This is a genomic window from Glycomyces sp. NPDC047010 (assembly GCF_040644205.1).
In the GTDB taxonomy this organism is placed as follows: domain Bacteria; phylum Actinomycetota; class Actinomycetes; order Mycobacteriales; family Micromonosporaceae; genus Glycomyces.
Window position 1 is genome coordinate 317,540 of the sequence record NZ_JBEYVY010000006.1, and the last position, 17,559, is coordinate 335,098.

15 protein-coding genes are annotated in these 17,559 nt (G+C 71.1%); 2 read left to right on the top strand and 13 right to left on the bottom strand.

The window, feature by feature from the left end; translation table 11 throughout:
• Positions 1-26: 26 nt before the first annotated feature.
• From carB to pyrR, 5 genes are read right to left on the bottom strand one after another with little or no spacing between them, the layout of a single operon-like run.
• Positions 27-3,350, bottom strand: coding sequence for a carbamoyl-phosphate synthase large subunit (gene carB, locus AB0A65_RS14830; RefSeq protein ID WP_359951442.1), 3,324 nt, complete (start codon positions 3,348-3,350; stop codon positions 27-29).
• Positions 3,343-4,494, bottom strand: coding sequence for a glutamine-hydrolyzing carbamoyl-phosphate synthase small subunit (carA, locus tag AB0A65_RS14835; RefSeq protein WP_359951444.1), 1,152 nt, complete (start codon positions 4,492-4,494; stop codon positions 3,343-3,345). The genes carB and carA overlap by 8 nt, the downstream gene beginning before the upstream one ends.
• A complete protein-coding gene (locus AB0A65_RS14840) occupies positions 4,491-5,789 on the bottom strand; it encodes a dihydroorotase (RefSeq protein ID WP_359951446.1) in 1,299 nt (432 codons plus the stop codon). The genes carA and AB0A65_RS14840 overlap by 4 nt, the downstream gene beginning before the upstream one ends.
• On the bottom strand, positions 5,786-6,706 hold the full coding sequence (locus AB0A65_RS14845) for an aspartate carbamoyltransferase catalytic subunit (RefSeq protein WP_359951448.1): 921 nt from the start codon (positions 6,704-6,706) through the stop codon (positions 5,786-5,788). Before AB0A65_RS14845 ends, AB0A65_RS14840 begins: the two co-directional genes overlap by 4 nt.
• Positions 6,703-7,281: a bifunctional pyr operon transcriptional regulator/uracil phosphoribosyltransferase PyrR gene (gene pyrR / locus AB0A65_RS14850; RefSeq protein ID WP_106364628.1), complete on the bottom strand. Its 579-nt coding sequence runs from the start codon at positions 7,279-7,281 to the stop codon at positions 6,703-6,705. Before pyrR ends, AB0A65_RS14845 begins: the two co-directional genes overlap by 4 nt.
• 272 nt (positions 7,282-7,553) lie before the next feature.
• Here pyrR and AB0A65_RS14855 point away from each other — a divergent pair, with 272 nt between their 5' ends.
• Positions 7,554-8,054 carry a transcriptional regulator gene (locus AB0A65_RS14855; RefSeq protein ID WP_091034397.1) on the top strand — a complete coding sequence of 167 codons (501 nt, stop codon included), beginning with the start codon at positions 7,554-7,556 and terminating at the stop codon, positions 8,052-8,054.
• A 141-nt stretch (positions 8,055-8,195) separates the two neighbouring features.
• Here AB0A65_RS14855 and nusB read toward each other — a convergent pair whose 3' ends face one another.
• The 5 genes from nusB to aroC form a co-directional block, all read right to left on the bottom strand.
• Entirely contained in the window at positions 8,196-8,639 is a 444-nt protein-coding gene (gene nusB, locus AB0A65_RS14860) for a transcription antitermination factor NusB (protein ID WP_359951451.1), read from the bottom strand.
• Positions 8,640-8,641: 2 nt separating this feature from the next.
• On the bottom strand, positions 8,642-9,199 hold the full coding sequence (efp, locus tag AB0A65_RS14865; protein ID WP_359951453.1) for an elongation factor P: 558 nt from the start codon (positions 9,197-9,199) through the stop codon (positions 8,642-8,644).
• A 107-nt stretch (positions 9,200-9,306) separates the two neighbouring features.
• The gene (aroQ, locus tag AB0A65_RS14870; RefSeq protein WP_359951455.1) at positions 9,307-9,738 is read right to left on the bottom strand and encodes a type II 3-dehydroquinate dehydratase; all 432 of its coding nucleotides are present in this window, start codon (positions 9,736-9,738) and stop codon (positions 9,307-9,309) included.
• Positions 9,735-11,291, bottom strand: coding sequence for a 3-dehydroquinate synthase (aroB, locus tag AB0A65_RS14875; protein WP_359951457.1), 1,557 nt, complete (start codon positions 11,289-11,291; stop codon positions 9,735-9,737). Before aroB ends, aroQ begins: the two co-directional genes overlap by 4 nt.
• A 55-nt stretch (positions 11,292-11,346) precedes the next feature.
• Positions 11,347-12,525, bottom strand: coding sequence for a chorismate synthase (gene aroC, locus AB0A65_RS14880; protein ID WP_359951459.1), 1,179 nt, complete (start codon positions 12,523-12,525; stop codon positions 11,347-11,349).
• A 222-nt stretch (positions 12,526-12,747) separates the two neighbouring features.
• Between aroC and AB0A65_RS14885 the strand changes: the two genes are divergently transcribed.
• The gene (locus tag AB0A65_RS14885; RefSeq protein ID WP_359951461.1) at positions 12,748-14,025 is read left to right on the top strand and encodes an ABC transporter substrate-binding protein; all 1,278 of its coding nucleotides are present in this window, start codon (positions 12,748-12,750) and stop codon (positions 14,023-14,025) included.
• 65 nt (positions 14,026-14,090) lie between these two features.
• On the opposite strand, the gene AB0A65_RS14890 is transcribed toward AB0A65_RS14885, so the two are convergent.
• Genes AB0A65_RS14890 through AB0A65_RS14900 form a run of 3 tightly spaced genes read right to left on the bottom strand, consistent with a single transcriptional unit; the run spans position 14,091 to position 17,551 of the window.
• Positions 14,091-15,089, bottom strand: coding sequence for a Gfo/Idh/MocA family oxidoreductase (locus AB0A65_RS14890; protein ID WP_359951463.1), 999 nt, complete (start codon positions 15,087-15,089; stop codon positions 14,091-14,093).
• A gap of 28 nt (positions 15,090-15,117) precedes the next feature.
• Positions 15,118-16,041 (bottom strand): TIM barrel protein, encoded by a 924-nt coding sequence (locus AB0A65_RS14895; protein ID WP_359951465.1) that lies wholly within the window; start codon positions 16,039-16,041, stop codon positions 15,118-15,120.
• Between the two features lie 13 nt (positions 16,042-16,054).
• Entirely contained in the window at positions 16,055-17,551 is a 1,497-nt protein-coding gene (locus tag AB0A65_RS14900) for a CoA-acylating methylmalonate-semialdehyde dehydrogenase (protein WP_359951467.1), read from the bottom strand.
• Positions 17,552-17,559 lie beyond the last annotated feature (8 nt).

The window sequence follows — 17,559 nt, forward strand, 5'->3', positions numbered from 1 at the left end:
GGCTCGCAAGCTTCGCCCTGGCAATATCAGACCGCGGCGGCCCGCTCGGCACCGCGCAGGCGCTTGTGGAGCTCCTGGAGCGAGGCGACGCGGATCTCGCCGCGCGAGGCCGACTCGATGGCCTGCGTGGCGGCGGCGGCGCCCTGGATGGTGGTCACGCAGCTCACGTCGGCGACGACGGCGGCGGAGCGGATCTCCCAGCCGTCGGTGCGCGGGCCCGGGGAGGCCGAGGGCGTGGTGATGACCAGGTCCACCTCGCCGGAGGCGATGAGGCTGACGGCGTCGACGGCCTCGCCGGAGGAGTGGCGGGCGACGGGCGTGAAGTCGATGCCGTGGCGCTTGAGGACCAGTCCGGTGCCTTCGGTGGCGTAGACGGTGAAGCCGAGGTCGACGAGGCGGCGCACCGGGAAGACGATGGCGCGCTTGTCGCGGTCGGCGACGGACACGAAGACGTTCCCGGAGGTGGGGAGCTTGCCGTAGACGGCGAGCGTGGCCTTGGCGAACGCGAGCCCGAAGGACGAGTCGATGCCCATGACCTCGCCGGTGGACTTCATCTCCGGGCCGAGGACGGCGTCGATGCCGGAGCCCTCGACGGTGCGGAAGCGCTTGAACGGCAGGAGCACCTCCTTGACGGAGATGGGGACCTCGGGTCCGGCGTCGGAGCCGTCGCCCTCGGGCAGGAGCATCCCTTCGGCGCGCAGTTCGCCGATCTTGGCGCCGAGCGCGATGCGGGCGGCGGCCTTGGCGAGCGGGACGGCTGTGGCCTTGGAGACGAACGGGACCGTGCGCGAGGCGCGGGGGTTCGCTTCGAGGACGTACAGCTGCTCGTCCTTGAGGGCGTACTGGACGTTCATGAGGCCGCGCACGCCGATGCCGAAGGCGAGCTTCGCGGTGTAGTCGCGGATCTGCTCGATGACGCGGGCGCCGAGGGTGATCGGCGGGAGCGCGCAGGAGGAGTCGCCGGAGTGGACGCCGGCCTCCTCGATGTGCTCCATGATGCCGCCGAGGTAGAAGTCCTCGCCGTCGCAGAGGCAGTCGACGTCGATCTCGATGGCGTCGTCGAGGAACCGGTCGATGAGGACCGGGTGCTCGGGGCTGGCCTCGGTGGCGCGGGAGATGTACCCGGCGAGGGTGTCCTCGTCGTAGACGATCTCCATGCCGCGGCCGCCGAGGACGTACGAGGGCCGGACCAGGACGGGGTAGCCGATGCGCTCGGCGACCTCGCGGGCCTCCTCGTAGGAGGTGGCGGTGCCGCCGTCGGGGGCGACGAGGCCGAGTTCGCCGAGGAGGCGCCCGAAGACGCCGCGGTCCTCGGCGTTGTCGATGGCCTTGGGCGAGGTGCCGACGATGGGCAGGCCGGCGTCCTGGAGGCGCTCGGCGAGGCCGAGGGGGGTCTGGCCGCCGAGCTGGACGACGACGCCGATGACGCCGGGGCCGCCCGCTGCCCTGCCGGACTCGTGCTCGGCGTGGAAGACCTCGGTGACGTCCTCGAAGGTGAGCGGCTCGAAGTAGAGCCGGTCGGCGGTGTCGTAGTCGGTGGAGACGGTCTCGGGGTTGCAGTTGACCATGATGGTCTCGTAGCCGACCTCGCGCAGGGCCTGGACGGCGTGGACGCACGAGTAGTCGAACTCGATGCCCTGGCCGATCCGGTTGGGCCCGGAGCCGAGGATCATGACCTTCGGGCGGTTCGAGGGCGCGACCTCGGTCTCCTCCTCGTAGGTCGAGTAGTGGTAGGGCGTGTGGGCCTCGAACTCGGCGGCGCACGTGTCGACGGTCTTGTAGACCGGGCGCATGCCGAGCCGGTGGCGCAGGCGGCGCACGCCGTCCTCCCCGGCGAGCTCGGGGCGCAGGGCCGCGAGCTGGGCGTCGGAGAACCCGGCGCGCTTGGCGCGGCGCAGGAGCGCGGCGTCAGCGACGGCGGCGGCCTCGATCTCGTCGCGCAGCTCGATGAGCTGGGCGACCTGGTCGAGGAACCACGGGTCGATCTTGCAGGCGTCGTGGACCTGTGCGACGGTGGCGCCGAAGCGGAGGGCGCGCTCGGCGGTGTAGAGCGTGCCGTCGTGGGCGGTCCGGAGCGCTTCGAGCGTGTTCTCCAGGGTGGCGCCCGCGGGGTCGGGGCGGGTCCAGAACCCGGCGGCCTTGGTCTCGGTGGAGCGCAGGGCCTTCTGGAGGGCCTGCTGGAAGGTGCGGCCGAGGCTCATGGCCTCGCCGACGGACTTCATGGTGGTGGTGAGCGTCGGGTCCGCGCCGGGGAACTTCTCGAACGTGAAGCGCGGGACCTTGACGACGACGTAGTCGAGGGTCGGCTCGAACGCGGCCGGGGTGGCCTTGGTGATGTCGTTCGGGATCTCGTCGAGCGTGTAGCCGATGGCGAGCTTCGCGGCGATCTTCGCGATCGGGAAGCCGGTGGCCTTGGACGCCAGCGCGGAGGAGCGGGAGACGCGCGGGTTCATCTCGATGACGATCATGCGCCCGGTGGCGGGGTCGATGGCGAACTGGATGTTGCAGCCGCCGGTGTCGACGCCGACCTCGCGGAGGATGGCGATGCCGACGTCGCGCATGTGCTGGTACTCGCGGTCGGTGAGGGTCATCGAGGGGGCGACGGTGACGGAGTCGCCGGTGTGGACGCCCATGGGGTCGACGTTCTCGATGGAGCAGACCACGACGACGTTGTCGTTGCGGTCGCGCATGAGTTCGAGCTCGTACTCCTTCCAGCCGAGCACGGACTCCTCGATGAGGACCTCGGTGGTGGGGGACTCGGCGAGGCCGTTCCCGGCGATGCGGTCGACGTCCTCCCAGGTGTGGGCCATGCCGGAGCCGAGGCCGCCCATGGTGAAGGAGGGGCGGATGACGACGGGGAGGCCGAGGTCCTTGACGGTGTCGCGGACCTCGTCCATGGTGTGGCAGACGGCGGAGCGGGGCACTTCGCCGCCGACGTCGAGGACGACCTGCTTGAACTGCTGGCGGTCCTCGCCGCGCTGGATGGCGTCCATGTCGGCGCCGATGAGCTCGACGCCGTACTTGTCGAGGATGCCGGCGTCGTGGAGGCCGACGGCGGCGTTGAGTGCGGTCTGGCCGCCGAGGGTCGCCAGGATCGCGTCGGGCTTCTCCTTGGCGATGATCTGCTCGATGACCTCGGTGGTGATCGGCTCGACGTAGGTGGCATCGGCGAACTCGGGGTCGGTCATGATCGTGGCCGGGTTGGAGTTGACGAGGGTGACGCGCAGGCCCTCCTCGCGGAGGACGCGGCATGCCTGCGTGCCGGAGTAGTCGAACTCGCAGGCCTGGCCGATCTGGATGGGACCGGATCCGATGACCAGGATGTGCTTGAGGTCGTCGCGCTTAGGCATCCGCCTTGGCCCCCTTCGTGCTTTCGATGAGTTCGACGAGCCGGTCGAACAGGTAGTCGGCGTCGTGCGGGCCGCCGGCGGCTTCGGGGTGGTACTGGACGGAGTAGGCCGGGGCGTCGAGGCAGGTGAGCCCTTCGACGACGTCGTCGTTGAGGCAGACGTGACTGACCTGGACGCGCCCGAACTCGGTCTCGAAGAACTCGCCTGACTGTCCCTCCGAAACCTCTGGGGCTTTGAGGGCGAAGCCGTGGTTGTGGGCAGTGATCTCGATCTTGTTCGTGTGCCGGTCGAGGACGGGCTGGTTGATGCCGCGGTGGCCGAACTTCAGCTTGTAGGTCTCCAGGCCGAGGGCGCGGCCGAGGATCTGGTTGCCGAAGCAGATGCCGAAGACGGGGACGCGGCGGCGCAGGAGTTCGCGCGTGAGCTCGACCTGGTGGTCGGCGGTGGCGGGGTCGCCGGGGCCGTTGGAGAGGAACACGGCGTCGGGGGCGTCGGCGAGGACGGCGTCGACGTCGGCGTAGGCGGGGAACACGGTGGTGGTGATGCCGCGCTCGGCGAGGCGGCGGGGCGTGTTCCGCTTGATGCCGAGGTCGATCGCGGCGACGGTGTACTTCTGGACGCCCTTGGCCTCATAGGTGTAGGGCTCGGAGGCGGTGACGGCGCCGACGTGGTTGGCGCCGGCCATCTGCGGCGTGTTGCGGACCTTCGCGAGGAGCTCCTCGGCGTCGGTGGTGCGCGAGGAGATGCCGACGCGCATGGCGCCCTTGTCGCGGAGGTGGCGGGTGAGGGCGCGGGTGTCGACCTCGCAGATGCCGACGACGCCCTGGGAGGCGAGCTCGTCTTCGAGGCCGCGCTTGGCGCGCCAGTTGGAAGAGACGCGGGAGGCGTCGCGCACGACGTACCCGGCGACCCAGATGCGGCGGGACTCGTCGTCCTCGTCGTTCCAGCCGGTGTTGCCGATCTGCGGCGCGGTCTGGGCGACGACCTGGCCGTAGTAGGACGGGTCGGTGAGGGTCTCCTGGTAGCCGGTCATGCCGGTGCTGAACACGGCCTCGCCGAAGGTCTCGCCGACGGAGCCGAAGGCTTCGCCGCGGAAGACGCGGCCGTCCTCAAGCACGAGGATCGCTGGTGCCCTGCTGCTCATTCGGTCGTCTCCTCTTCGATCTTGCCGTTGAGTACGGTGGCGCGTCCCCTGAGGAACGTCGCCTGGACGGTGACCGGGAGTTCCATCCCGGCGTAGGGGGTGTTGCGCGAGAGGGACGCGAGGTCGGCGGGGACGACGGTCCACTTCGCGGCGGGGTCGACGAGCGTGAAGTTCGCTTCCGTGCCCGGCTGCGGGTCGCGGCCGTGGGCTTCGAGCCCGGCGATGCGCGCGGGCGTGCGGGAGGTGCGCTCCGCGACCGTGTCCCAGTCCACGCCGGACGGTCCGCCGAGGGCGAGGACGGTGATCGACAGGGCGGTCTCCAGGCCGAGCATCCCGGGGCGGGCGGCCGCCCACTCGCAGTCCTTGTCCTGCGGGGCGTGCGGGGCGTGGTCGGTGGCGACGGCGTCGATGACACCCTCGGCGAGCGCGCCGCGCAGGACCGCGACGTCGGACTCGCGCCGCAGGGGCGGGTTGACCTTGTAGACCGGGTCGTAGGTGCGCGCGGCCTCGTCGGTGAGGAGGAGGTGGTGCGGGCAGACCTCGGCGGTCACCTTCGCTCCGCGGGCCTTGGCCTCGCGGATGATGTCGACCGAGCGGGCGGTGGAGACGTGGCAGAAGTGGACGCGCGCGCCGGTGTACTCGGCGAGGAGCACGTCGCGGGCGATGATCGCCTCCTCGGCGACCGCGGGCCAGCCGGGCAGGCCGAGCTCCGCGGACACGGCGCCCTCGTTCATCTGGGCGCCTTCGGTGAGGCGCGGCTCCTCGGCGTGCTGGGCGATGAGCCCGCCGAAGGTCTTCACGTACTCCAGGGCGCGGCGCATGAGGATCGGGTCCGAGACGCAGTGGCCGTCGTCGGAGAACATTCGCACTGCCGCTGCCGAGTGCGCCATCGCGCCGATCTCGGCGAGCTGCTTGCCTTCGAGACCGATCGAGACGGCGCCGATGGGCTGCACGTCGGCGTACCCGGCGGCCTTGCCGAGCGCGGCGACCTGCTCCACGACCCCGGCGGTGTCGGCGACGGGGTAGGAGTTCGCCATGGCGCACACCGCGGTGTACCCGCCCTTGGCGGCGGCGCGGGTGCCGGAGTAGACGGTCTCGGCGTCCTCGCGGCCCGGCTCGCGCAGGTGGGTGTGGAGGTCGACGAGGCCGGGCAGGAGCACCAGGCCGTCGGCGTCCACGGTCTGCACGTCCTTCGCGGTGACGGTGCCGATCTCGGCGACGCGGCCGTCGCGGACGAGGACGTCCTGCCGTCCCTTCCCGACGATGTCGGCGGACTTGATCAGGAGGTCGGTCACCGGGTTTCTCCGTTCGTCAACAGCAGGTAGAGGACGGCCATGCGGACCCACACGCCGTTGGTCACCTGCTCGGTGATGGTGGCGCGGGGCGAGTCGGCGACCGTGGCCGCGATCTCCATGCCGCGGTTCATCGGGCCGGGGTGCATGACGATCGCGTGGTCGGGCAGGAGCCGCATGCGGCGCTCGTCGAGGCCGTAGAGGCGCGAGTACTCGTTGGCGGTCGGGAAGAACGCGGCGTGCATGCGCTCGCGCTGGACGCGCAGCATCATGACCGCGTCGACGCCCTTGAGTGACGCGTCGAGGTCGTACCCGATCTCGACCGGCCACCCCTCGATGTCCTTGGGCAGCAGGGTGGGCGGGCCCACGAGGCGCACGTTCGCGCCGAGCTTCGACAGCAGCCACACGTTCGAGCGGGCCACGCGCGAGTGGAGGATGTCCCCCACGATCGCGACGGTCCGGCCCTCGACGGCGCCGAGGCGGCGCTTCATCGTGAACGCGTCGAGCAGCGCCTGCGTCGGGTGCGAGTGGGTGCCGTCCCCGGCGTTGAGGACCGCGCCGTCGAGCCACTCGGTGAGCCGCTGCGGGGCGCCCGCGGCGGGGTGGCGGATGACGACCGCGTCGGCGCCCATGGCCTGCAACGTGAGCGCGGTGTCGCGCAGGCTCTCGCCCTTGTTGACGCTGGAGGTCTTCGCCGCGAAGTTCACGACGTCGGCGGAGAGCCGCTTGGCCGCGGTCTCGAACGAGGTGCGGGTGCGCGTGGAGTCCTCGTAGAAGAGGTTCACGACGGTGCGCCCGCGCAGCGCCGGGAGCTTCGGGACCTCGCGGCCGGTGACGGCCTCGGCCATCTGCTCGGCGACGTCGAGGATCAGCTCGGCCTCGTCGCGGGACAGTTCCTTGGTGGTGAGCAGGTGCTTCATCGCTCCCGGCCTCCGGTCAGGACCACCGCGTCGAAACCGTCGTACTCGGTCAGGCGCACGGCCACGTTCTCGTCGCGGGCGGTGGGGATGTTCTTGCCGACGTAGTCGGCGCGGATGGGCAGCTCGCGGTGGCCGCGGTCGACGAGGATCGCGAGCTGGACGCTGGCGGGGCGGCCGAGGTCGTAGAGCGCGTTGAGCGCGGCGCGGACCGTCCGTCCGGAGTAGAGCACGTCGTCGACGAGGATGACGCGCTGGTCGTCGACGCCCCCGGGCGGCAGCTCGGTCGGGCCGAGGGCACGGAGGGCGTTGCGGCGCAGGTCGTCCCGGTAGAGCGTGATGTCGAGGGTCCCGGCGGGGACGTCGAGGTCGGCGAAGCGGCGGATGCGGTCGGCGAGCCGTCCGGCCAGCGCGACGCCGCGGGTGGGGATGCCCAGGAGCATGGTGTCGGGGGCGCCCTTGGTCTTCTCCAGGATCTGGTGGGCGATGCGGTCGAGGATCCGGCCGATGTCGTCGCCCGAGATGATCTGCTTGCCCGACGGGTCTTCCTCGGTCTGCCTGAGGGCAGGGGAAACCACGCGAACCTCCTTCTCCGCCTCACTGGACGGTCTGTTAAAGAACGGTTTCGTCGCGGACGATGCTACGCCGCCGGTGACGGAGCGTAAACCCGAGTCCCAAAACTACGGCGCCATTAGCTGCATATTTGACTTGTATGCCATGATTTGCCCGTCAGTCTTTCGGGCCCCACGCGACGAAGAACACTGTTTGGGGGCACCCCAACGGCCGATGGTCACCGACCGTAGTCAACAATAGGATTCCTCTCGTACCGAAAATTGGAGTTGATCCCAGCATGGCGACATCTGACTACGCCAAGGCGCTCGGCAACCGGCTGCGCGACATCCGGATGCAGCAGGGTCTTTCCCTGCAAGGCGTCGAGGACAAGTCCGGCGGCAAGTGGAAGGCCGTCGTCATCGGTTCCTACGAGCGGGGCGACCGGTCCATCACCGTCAGCCGCCTCGCCGAGTTGGCCGACTTCTACCGGATCCCCGTCTCGGAGCTGCTTCCGGAGGGCGTCCCGCTCCCGGTCGAGCAGGCCGAGAAGATCGTCCTCAACCTTGAGGCGCTCTACGACCACCCGGACCCCGAGCTGGAGCACGTCGCGAAGCTCGCGCGCTCCATCCAGCAGCGCCGCGGGGACTACAACGGACGGATCCTCTCGATCCGCGCCGACGACCTGTACACCCTCGCGGTGGTGTACTCGACCACGCCGTCCGGCCTGATCGAGAAGCTGGAGGACTTCGGCGTCCTCGTCCACGACCTCCAGGCGTTCTTCGCCTCGGACGGCGAGTAAGCAAGCAGGACAACGAGAAACGGCCGGGCCCAGGATCGGAGGGCTCGGCCGTTTCCCGTTGCGCCTCCGGCGCGAGAAACGGCCGGGCCCAGACTGTGCTTCCAGTCCCGAGGGCTCGGCCGTTCTTCGTTCGCGTCTGAGCTACTCCTCGGCTTTGGCCGCGGAGTCGAGGACGGCGTTCACGAACTTAGTGTCGTCCGTGGAGCCGATCTGCTCCCACACGCGCATGGCCTCCTTGATGGCCACGGGCGTGTCGACGTCCTCGACGTAGATGATCTCGTACAGGGCCACGCGCAGCACGTTCCGGTCGACCGCGGGCATGCGCTCGACGGACCAGCCGTCGGCGGCGCGGCCGATGGCCTCGTCCAGCTCGTACCGGTACTCGTCGACGCCGCGCGCCAGCTCCTCGGAGTACTTCGGGAGCCGGGGCGCCTCGGGGTCGGTGAACGCGCGGTCGGCCCGCTCGGCCAGGACGCGCTTGACGCCCTCGCCGCGGGACTCGGCCTCGTACAGGATCTCCACGGCCCGCATCCGCCACTTGGTGCGGGCGGTGAGCCGCTCAGGTCCGCTCTGCTGGTTCGCCACGCCTATGCCCGGCTGAGGTACTTGCCGTCGCGGGTGTCGACCTTGATCTTCTCGCCGTTGTCGATGAACAGCGGCACGAGGACCTGGGCGCCCGTCTCGACGGTGGCGGGCTTGGTGCCGCCGGAGGAGCGGTCGCCCTGGAGGCCCGGCTCGGTGTAGGTGACGACGAGCTCGACCGCGGCGGGCAGCTCGATGTAGAGGACCTTGCCCTCGTGCATGGCGACGGTGGCCTCGGAGTTCTCCAGGAGGAACTTCGCCGCGTCGCCGACCACGCCGGGGGTGAGCGGGATCTGGTCGTACGTGTCCGAGTCCATGAACACGAAGTCCTCGCCCTCCTTGTAGAGGTAGGTCATCGTGCGGCGGTCGACGTTCGCGGTGTCGACCTTGGTGCCGGCGTTGAACGTCTTGTCGACGATCTTGCCCGAAGGGATCTGCTTGAGGGTGGTGCGCACGAACGCCGGGCCCTTCCCGGGCTTGACGTGCTGGAATTCCTGCACCTGCCAGAGCTGGCCCTCCAGGTTGAGCACCAAGCCGTTCTTGAGGTCGTTCGTGGATGCCACGGGCGTTCGTCTCTTTCGGTTGAGGTCTGACTGGGCCGACCGTCAATGGTAGCGGTCGCCCCGGCTGGTCAGGGCGCAGGCCGCGTCGGCTGTGACCAGCGGCGCGGCTACGCGGTGAGCGCGGCGATGTGCCGCAGGGCCGCCGTGTACCCGTCGAAGCCGAGTCCGGCGATGACGCCCTTCGCGTGCGCGGACACGAACGAGCGGTGCCGGAACTCCTCGCGCTGGTGCACGTTGGAGAGGTGGACCTCGATGAGCGGGGCCGTGAGCTGGGCGCACGCGTCGCCGACGGCGATCGAGTAGTGCGTCCAGGCGGCGGAGTTGAGGACCACCGGGTACCCGTTGTCGGCGGCCTCGTGGAGCCACTCCAGCATCTCGCCCTCGTGGTTGGTCTGCCGGAACGACACGTCGAGTCCCAGCTCCTCCCCCGTCTTCACGCAGAGCGCTTCGAGGTCGGCGAGGGTCTGCGAGCCGTAGATCGCCGGTTCGCGCTTGCCGAGCCGGTTCAGGTTGGGGCCGTTGAGCACCAGTGTCGTCATCCCACGAGCCTCTCATAGGCTTCACGCTGCTGGGCGGCGGTCACGTCGTCCACGACCACGGGGGCCGCGAGGGCGTCGAGGAGCACGAAGCGCTGGGTGGCGCCGGTGTTCTTCTTGTCGATCTTCATGACCTGGAGGAGGTCGTCCCAGCGCCCGGCCTCGTACGTGACGGGCAGGCCCAGCGATTCGAGGACGGCCTTGGTGCGGTCGACGAGGTCGACGCGGCCGGTGAGCGCGTTCAGGTGCGCGGCGTAGACCATGCCGACGGCGACGGCGTCGCCGTGGCGCCAGCGGTATTTCTCGAGCTTCTCGATGGCGTGCGCGAAGGTGTGGCCGTAGTTGAGGATCGCGCGCAGGCCGCCTTCCTTCAGGTCGGAGGCGACGACGGCGGCCTTGACGGCGATGGCGCGCTCGACCAGCTCGGCGACCACTGGGTTCGCGGCGTCGAGCGCGGCCTCGGGGTCGCGTTCGACGAGGTCGAGGATGACCGGGTCGGCGATGAACCCGGCCTTGACGACTTCGGCGAGGCCCGCGGCGAGGTCGCGGCGCGGGAGGGTCGTGAAGTTGTCGAGGTCCACGAGGACGGCGCGCGGCGGGTGGAAGGCGCCGACGAGGTTCTTCCCGGCGGCGGTGTTGACGCCGGTCTTGCCGCCGACGGCCGCGTCGACCGCGCCGAGCAGCGAGGTCGGGACGTGGACGACGGCGACGCCGCGGAGCCAGCAGGCGGCGACGAACCCGGCGAGGTCGGTGACCGCGCCCCCGCCGACGCCGACGACGAGGTCGGTGCGGGTGAAGCCCTCGGCGCCGAGCGCGTCCCAGCACTGCTCGGCGACGGCGACGGTCTTGCCGTCCTCTGCGTCGGGCAGCTCCATGAGCGTGGCCTCGACGCCGTCGGGCAGCAGCGCGCCCACCCGCTCCGCGAGGAGAGCGGTGCTCTCGGTGTGGAGCACGGCGACGCGCGCGGCCTTCCCGAGGAACTCGGGGAGCCGCTCGACGGTGCCGCGGCCGATGAGGACCGGGTAGGGGGCCTCTGCGTCGCCCACGACGACGGTGCGGACGGCGAGCTTCGCGGCGATCTCGGCGGTCAGGTCGGCCACGTCCCTTCCGGTGGTGTCGACCTCGATGTCGGCGACCTCGCGGTAGAGCGGCAGCCGCTCCTCCAGGAGGCGCCGCAGCGTGGCGCGGGGGTTGACCTGGAGGAGCGGTCGGCCCTTGTCGATCTCGTTGCGGCGCACGGCTTCGGCGAGGTCCACGCGGAGGTGGACGACCGGCACGTCGGCGAGGAGCTTGCGGGTGGCCTCGGCGAGGACGGCGCCGCCGCCGAGGGCGAGGACCCCGTCGTGCTCGGCCACGGCCCGGCGGACCGCATCGCGTTCGAGCGCGCGGAAGTGGTCTTCGCCGTCGTCCACGAAGATGTCCGCGATCGGCTTCCCGGCGGTGTCGACGATGTCGGCGTCGGCGTCGCGGAACGGCGCGCCGAGCGCCTCGGCCAGCGCGCGGCCGACGGTGGTCTTGCCGGAGCCGGGCGGGCCGACGATCACGACCAGGGCCATCAGCGTCTCCTCCGTTTCGGGGAAGCGGGCGAAGCGAGCGGCGGGCGCGGGGCCATTACTTCACCCGCAGGTTCTGGAGGTAGTTCTCGTAGTTGCGGCGGGATTCGCCGACGGAGTCGCCGCCGAACTTCTCCAGGGCGGCCTCGGCGAGGACGTAGGCGACCATGTGCTCGGCGACGACGGCCCCGGCGGGGACCGCGCAGACGTCGGAGCGCTGGTTGATGGCCTCGGCGGCTTCGCCGGTGACGGTGTCGATGGTGCGCAGGGGCCGCGTCAGGGACGAGATGGGCTTGAGCATCGCGGAGACGCGGAGCGGCTGGCCGGTGGTGATGCCGCCTTCGAGGCCGCCGGCGCGGTCGGTGAGGCGCTCGACGCCGTCGGGGCCGGGGACGATCTCGTCGTGGGCGGAGGAGCCTCGGACAGCGGCCTGCATGAGGCCGTCCCCGATCTCGACGGCCTTGACCGACTGGATCGACATGAGGGCGGTGGCGAGGCGCGCGTCGAGCTTGCGGTCCCACTGCACGTGGGAGCCGAGCCCGGGCGGGAGGCCGTAGGCGAGGACCTCGACGACGCCGCCGAGGGTGTCGGCGTCCTTCTTGGCGGCGTCGACCTCGGCGACCATGCGGGCGGACGCGTCGGGGTCCATGCAGCGCAGCGGGTCGGCGTCGACGGCGGCGGCGTCGGCGGGGGTCGGCACGAGGCCGTCCTTGGCGCGGACGGGGCCGAGGGCCTTGACGTGGGAGACGATGTCGATCCCGAACGCCTGCTTGAGGAACGCCTTGGCGGCGGTGCCCCCGGCGACGCGGGCGGCGGTCTCGCGGGCGGAGGCGCGCTCCAGGATCGGGCGGGCGTCGCCGTGGTCGTACTTCTGCATGCCGGCGAGGTCGGCGTGGCCGGGCCGGGGCCGGGTGAGCGGGGCGTTGCGGGCGACGCCGTCGAGCGCGGCGGGGTCGACCGGGTCGGGGGACATGACGGTCTCCCACTTGGGCCACTCGGAGTTGCCGACGCGGATCGCGAGGGGCGAGCCGAGGGTGCGGCCGTGGCGCAGGCCGCCGATGAAGTTCACGACGTCGGCCTCGAACTTCATGCGGGCGCCGCGGCCGTAGCCGAGGCGGCGCCGGGCCAGTTCGGCGGCGACCGCCTCACTGGTCAGTTCGACACCGGCGGGCAGGCCGTCGATCGTGACCACGAGCTCGGGGCCGTGGGACTCTCCAGCTGTCATCCATCGCAACACGCGTCAAGTCTGCCACCCGGGCCGGTGTGACCCCGCCCCTGGTGGGACGCGCCTCCCAGGAATTGGAACGGGAGGGGTCCTGACCGGACGGCTGAGGCCGTTCTGGCCGGTCGGCGCGGTTTCGGGGGCTGCGGCAACGCAAGTTACCGCCTAGTATCCCTGGGTACGGGTGCCGCTCCCCCATCGTGCGGCGCCCGCGACGACCACGAAGAGGTGATCGACATGCGGACCCCCGCGAAGACGTCGAGGACTGCGGCGGCCCTGGCGGTCGCGGCGGCCCTCGGCCTGGCAGGATGCACGGCCCCCGAAGACGAGGACGAGGCCGCCGCGACCCCCGGCGTCACGGAGGACACGGTGACCATCGGGACGCACCAGCCGCTGACGGGACCGGCCGCGGCCGGGTACTCGGCGGTCTCGGCGGCGACCTCGGCGTACTTCGCGTACGTCAACGACCACGGCGGCGTGAACGGCCGCACCATCGAGTACCTGGTGAAGGACGACGGGTACGAGCCGCAGCGGACCAACGAGGTGGTGACCGAGCTCGTCGAGGACGACGAGGTGCTGGCGGTCGTCAACGGCCTGGGCACGCCCACGCACTCGGTGGTCCTGGACTACCTCGCCGAGGAGGGCGTCCCGGACCTGTTCATCTCGTCGGGCTCGCGGGTGTGGAACCAGCCGGCCCTGTACCCGAACGCGTTCGGGTACAACGCGGAGTACACGACCGAGGGCGCGGCGCTCGCGCAGTACGCGGTGGAGCAGGAGCCGGGCGCGACGGTGTGCGTCCTGGGCCAGAACGACGACTACGGCGAGGGCATCCTCGAAGGGGTCGAGGCGGTCATGGGCAGCAACGAGATCACCGAGATCCAGACGTACACGACGGCCTCGCAGGACCTCACCGACCAGATCGGGACCCTCAAGGCCGCCGGGTGCGAGGTGAACATCCTCGCCACGATCAACGGGTACACGGCCCTCGCGGTCGGCACGGCCGCGCAGATGGACTGGGCGCCGAAGTGGTACGTGTCGTCCTCGGGCGCCGACTACCCGACACTGGTCGGGCACCTCGGCGGGGAGGCCGCCGCGCCGCTCCTGGAGGGCATGGTGTGCGTGAACTTCCTGCCGTTCGGGTCCGGCAGCGAGTGGACGGCCCTGTTCGAGCAGATCAACGACGAGTACAACGACGGCGCGCCGTTCACGGCGAACACGGTCCTCGGCATGAGTGTCGGGTACCTGTTCGCGGAGGCGCTCGCGAAGGCCGGGGACGCGCCGACCCGGGAGTCGCTGATCGCGGCGGTCGAGTCGGGCGCGGTGGTGGGCAACGGGATCGTGCCGCTGGCGTTCAGCGAGACCGACCACGGCGGGTACGGGACCGTGGGGATCATGACCGTGGAGGACGGCGTCCAGGACTACTCCGGGACCACGTACGAGGTGGAGGTCGGGCACGTGAGCGCGGTCGAGGCCGCGCCGGTGCCGCTCGCGAACGGCGGCATCCCGACCGGGTGAGGCGGGGACGGGCCCGGCTGAGCGGCCGGGCCCGTCCCTCTTAACCCCAGAGCAAAGTCGTTGTCCTACTTGTAGAAGGCCGGTCGTTCAGGCAGGTCGACCGGGACGACGGTCCCGGTGCGGCGGGCCTCGACGGCGGCGTTGGTGACGACGGTGGCAGCGTACCCGTCCCACGCGCTGGGCCCGGCGGGCTCGCCCGAGCGCAGCGAGTCGACCCACTCCTGGAGCTCCACGTCGAACGCGTCGGCGAAGCGGCTCGGGAAGTCCTGGACGACCGCGGTCGAGGCGCGCCCGGCGGTGCGGACCAGCGGCGCGGCCGGGTCGGGGAGGCGCACGGTGCCGGTCTCGCCGACGACCTCGCACTGGATGTCGTAGCCGTACTGGCAGTTCACGAACACCTCGACGTCCACGCGCGCGCCGGACTCGGTCTCCAGCAGCAGGATCTGCGGGTCCACCAGGTGCGGGAACCGCTTCGAGGTGGAGCGGGGCACCACGACCTGGACGCTCGCGAACTCCTCGCCGAGGAGCCAGCGCAGCACGTCGATCTCGTGGACGGCGGTGTCGACCATCGGCTTGTCGGAGTGGTACGACTCGGGCTGGGTCGGGTTGCGGTGGGCGCAGTGGGCCATGAGCGGGGCGCCGATGCCGCCCTCGTCGAGGACGGCCTTGATGGCGCGGTACCCGGCGTCGTAGCGGCGCATGAACCCGACCTGGACGAGGCGCTTCCCGTGGGCCTGTTCGGCTTCGAGGATGCGCAGGCCGTCGGCGGCCTCGGTGGTGAGCGGCTTCTCGCAGAACACGGGCTTGCCCGCGGCGATGCAGGCGAGGACCTGCCCGGCGTGGGCGGGCCCCCACGAGGTCACGACGACGGCCTGGACCTCGGGGTCCGCGATGAGCTCCTCGGCGGTGGCGCGGACGCGGGCCCCGGCGGGGGCGGCCACGGCGGCGGCGCGCTCGGGGTCGATGTCGGACACGGCGACCACCTCCGCGCCGCTGACCTGGCCGGAGAGGCGCCTGACGTGCTCCTCGCCGATCCAGCCGGTGCCGATCAAGCCGATCTTCATGGGCCTCAGACCTTTCCTATGTGGTGTGTCAATTCTGCCGGGGCCGGGCGCCGAGCCCGCACCCGTTCAGGTACTCGCGGGTGCGGCGCGCGATCGGGAGGGGCGCGTCGGGCTCGCACGGGTAGAGGTCCTGCTCGACGATCACGAACAGCTCGGCGTCGAGGCCGGACAGGGCGGTCACGATGTCGGCGGGGTTCGGGACGCCCGCGGGCGGCTCGACGCAGACGCCGCGCTTGACGGCCTCGCCGAAGCCCAGGCCCTCGTCGCGGACTTGTTGCAGGATCTCGGGGTCCATCTGCTTGATGTGGACGTAGCCGATGCGGCTCGCGTAGCGGGCGATGAGGTCGAGGTTGTCGCCGCCGCCGTATGCGACGTGGCCGGTGTCCAGGCACAGCGAGACGTGGTCGGCGTCGGTGCCGTCGAGGAACGTCTCGATCTGCGCCTGCGTGCAGATCTGCGTGTCGGCGTGCGGGTGGAGGGCGATGCGGATGCCGTGCTCTTCGAACATCCGCTTGCCGATGCGGTTGGCCGTGGCGTGCACGGTCCTCCACTGCCCGGCGTCCCACTCGACCACGTCGTTGACGGCGTCGGTCTTCTCGTCGCGGAACAGCGGCGGTATGAACACGACGTGCTTCGCGCCCTGCGAGGCGGTGAGCGCCGCGACCTTCCCCACGAGGTCCACTGTGGCCTCGTACTGCTCGGGGCGGTGGAGGTTCCCGAAGACGGTGCCGCCGGAGACCTTCAGGTTCCGTTTCGCGAGTTCGTCGGCGAGGACGGCCGGGTCGGTCGGCAGGTAGCCGTAGGGGCCCAGTTCGAGCCACTCGTAGCCGGAGCCCGCGAGCTCGTCGAGGAACTGCGTGTACGGGAGCTGGCGGTCGTCCTCGGGGAACCAGACCCCCCACGAGTCGGGGGCCGAGCCGAGGCGCAGGTTCGGGGCGGTGGGTGTCGGCATTGACGTGCTCCGTTCAGCTGGCGGTCGGGAAGTGGAAGGCCGCGTCCACGCTCTGCTTGACCTCGGGCCAGCGGGAGGTGACGGTCTTGGCACGGGTGTAGAAGCGGACGCCTTCGGGGCCGTGGATCGGCGAGTCGCCGATGAGGGAGTCCTTCCAGCCGCCGAAGGAGTAGTAGGACATCGGAACGGGGATGGGGACGTTGACGCCGATCATCCCCACCTTGACCTCGCGCTGGAAGCGGCGCGCGGCCGCGCCCGAGGAGGTGAAGATCGCGGTGCCGTTGCCGTACGGGTTGGCGTTGATGAGCGCGATCGCCTCGTCCACGTCGGCGGCGCGGGCGACCGCGAGGACCGGCCCGAAGATCTCCTCGTCGTACGCGGCCATGCCGGGCGCGACCTTGTCGAGCACGGTGGGGCCCACGAAGAAGCCGTCCTCGTGGCCGGGCACGGTGAGGCCGCGGCCGTCCACGACGGGGACCGCGCCCTGCTCGATCCCGGCGCCCACGAGCGCGGTGACCCGGTCGCGGGACGCGGCCGTGACGACGGGTCCCATCTCGGAGGCCGGGTCGTCGCCGGGGCCGACCTTGACCGCTTCGGCCTTGCGGCGCAGCACCTCCACGAGGGCGTCCCCGGCCTCGCCGACGGCGACGCCGACGGAGATCGCCATGCAGCGCTGGCCCGCGGAGCCGAACGCGGCGGCCGTCAGGTGGTCGGCGGCGAACTCCAGGTCCGCGTCCGGGAGGACCACGGCGTGGTTCTTCGCGCCGCCGAGGGCCTGGACGCGCTTCCCGGAGGCGGTGGCCTTCTCGTGGACGTACTTGGCGATCGGGGTGGAGCCGACGAACGAGACGGCCGCGATGCCGGGGTGGTCGAGGATCGCGTCCACGGCGGCCTTGTCGCCGTGGACCACGTTGAACACCCCGTCGGGGAGCCCGGCCTCGGCGTACAGCTCGGCGATCCGGTTGGAGACGGACGGGTCGCGCTCGGAGGGCTTGAGGATGAACGTGTTCCCGGTGGCGATCGCCATGGGGTGCATCCACATCGGGACCATGATCGGGAAGTTGAACGGGGTGATCCCCGCGCACACCCCGAGGGGCTGGCGGAAGTTGAAGACGTCCACGCCGCCGGAGACCTGGTCGGAGTAGGAGCCCTTGAGCGCGTCGGCGATCCCGCACGCGTACTCGACCACTTCCCGCCCGCGGACGATCTCCCCGCGGGCGTCCTCCACGACCTTGCCGTGCTCGGCCGAGATGAGCCGCGCCAGCTCGTCCTCGTGCCGCACGAGCAGCTCCCGGAAGCGGAACATGACCTTGGTGCGCTGCGAGAGCGACGAGTCGCCCCAAGCCTCGAAGGCCTTCGCGGCGGCGGCCACGGCCGCGTCCACATCGGCCGGTTCAGCGAGCAGGACCTCCCCGGTGGCCGCGCCGGTGGCGGGGTTGCGGACCGTGCCGGTCCTCATTGCGGCGCCGCGGGTGAAGGCCCCGCCGATCCAGTGTTCGATGGTCGTCATCGCTGGTC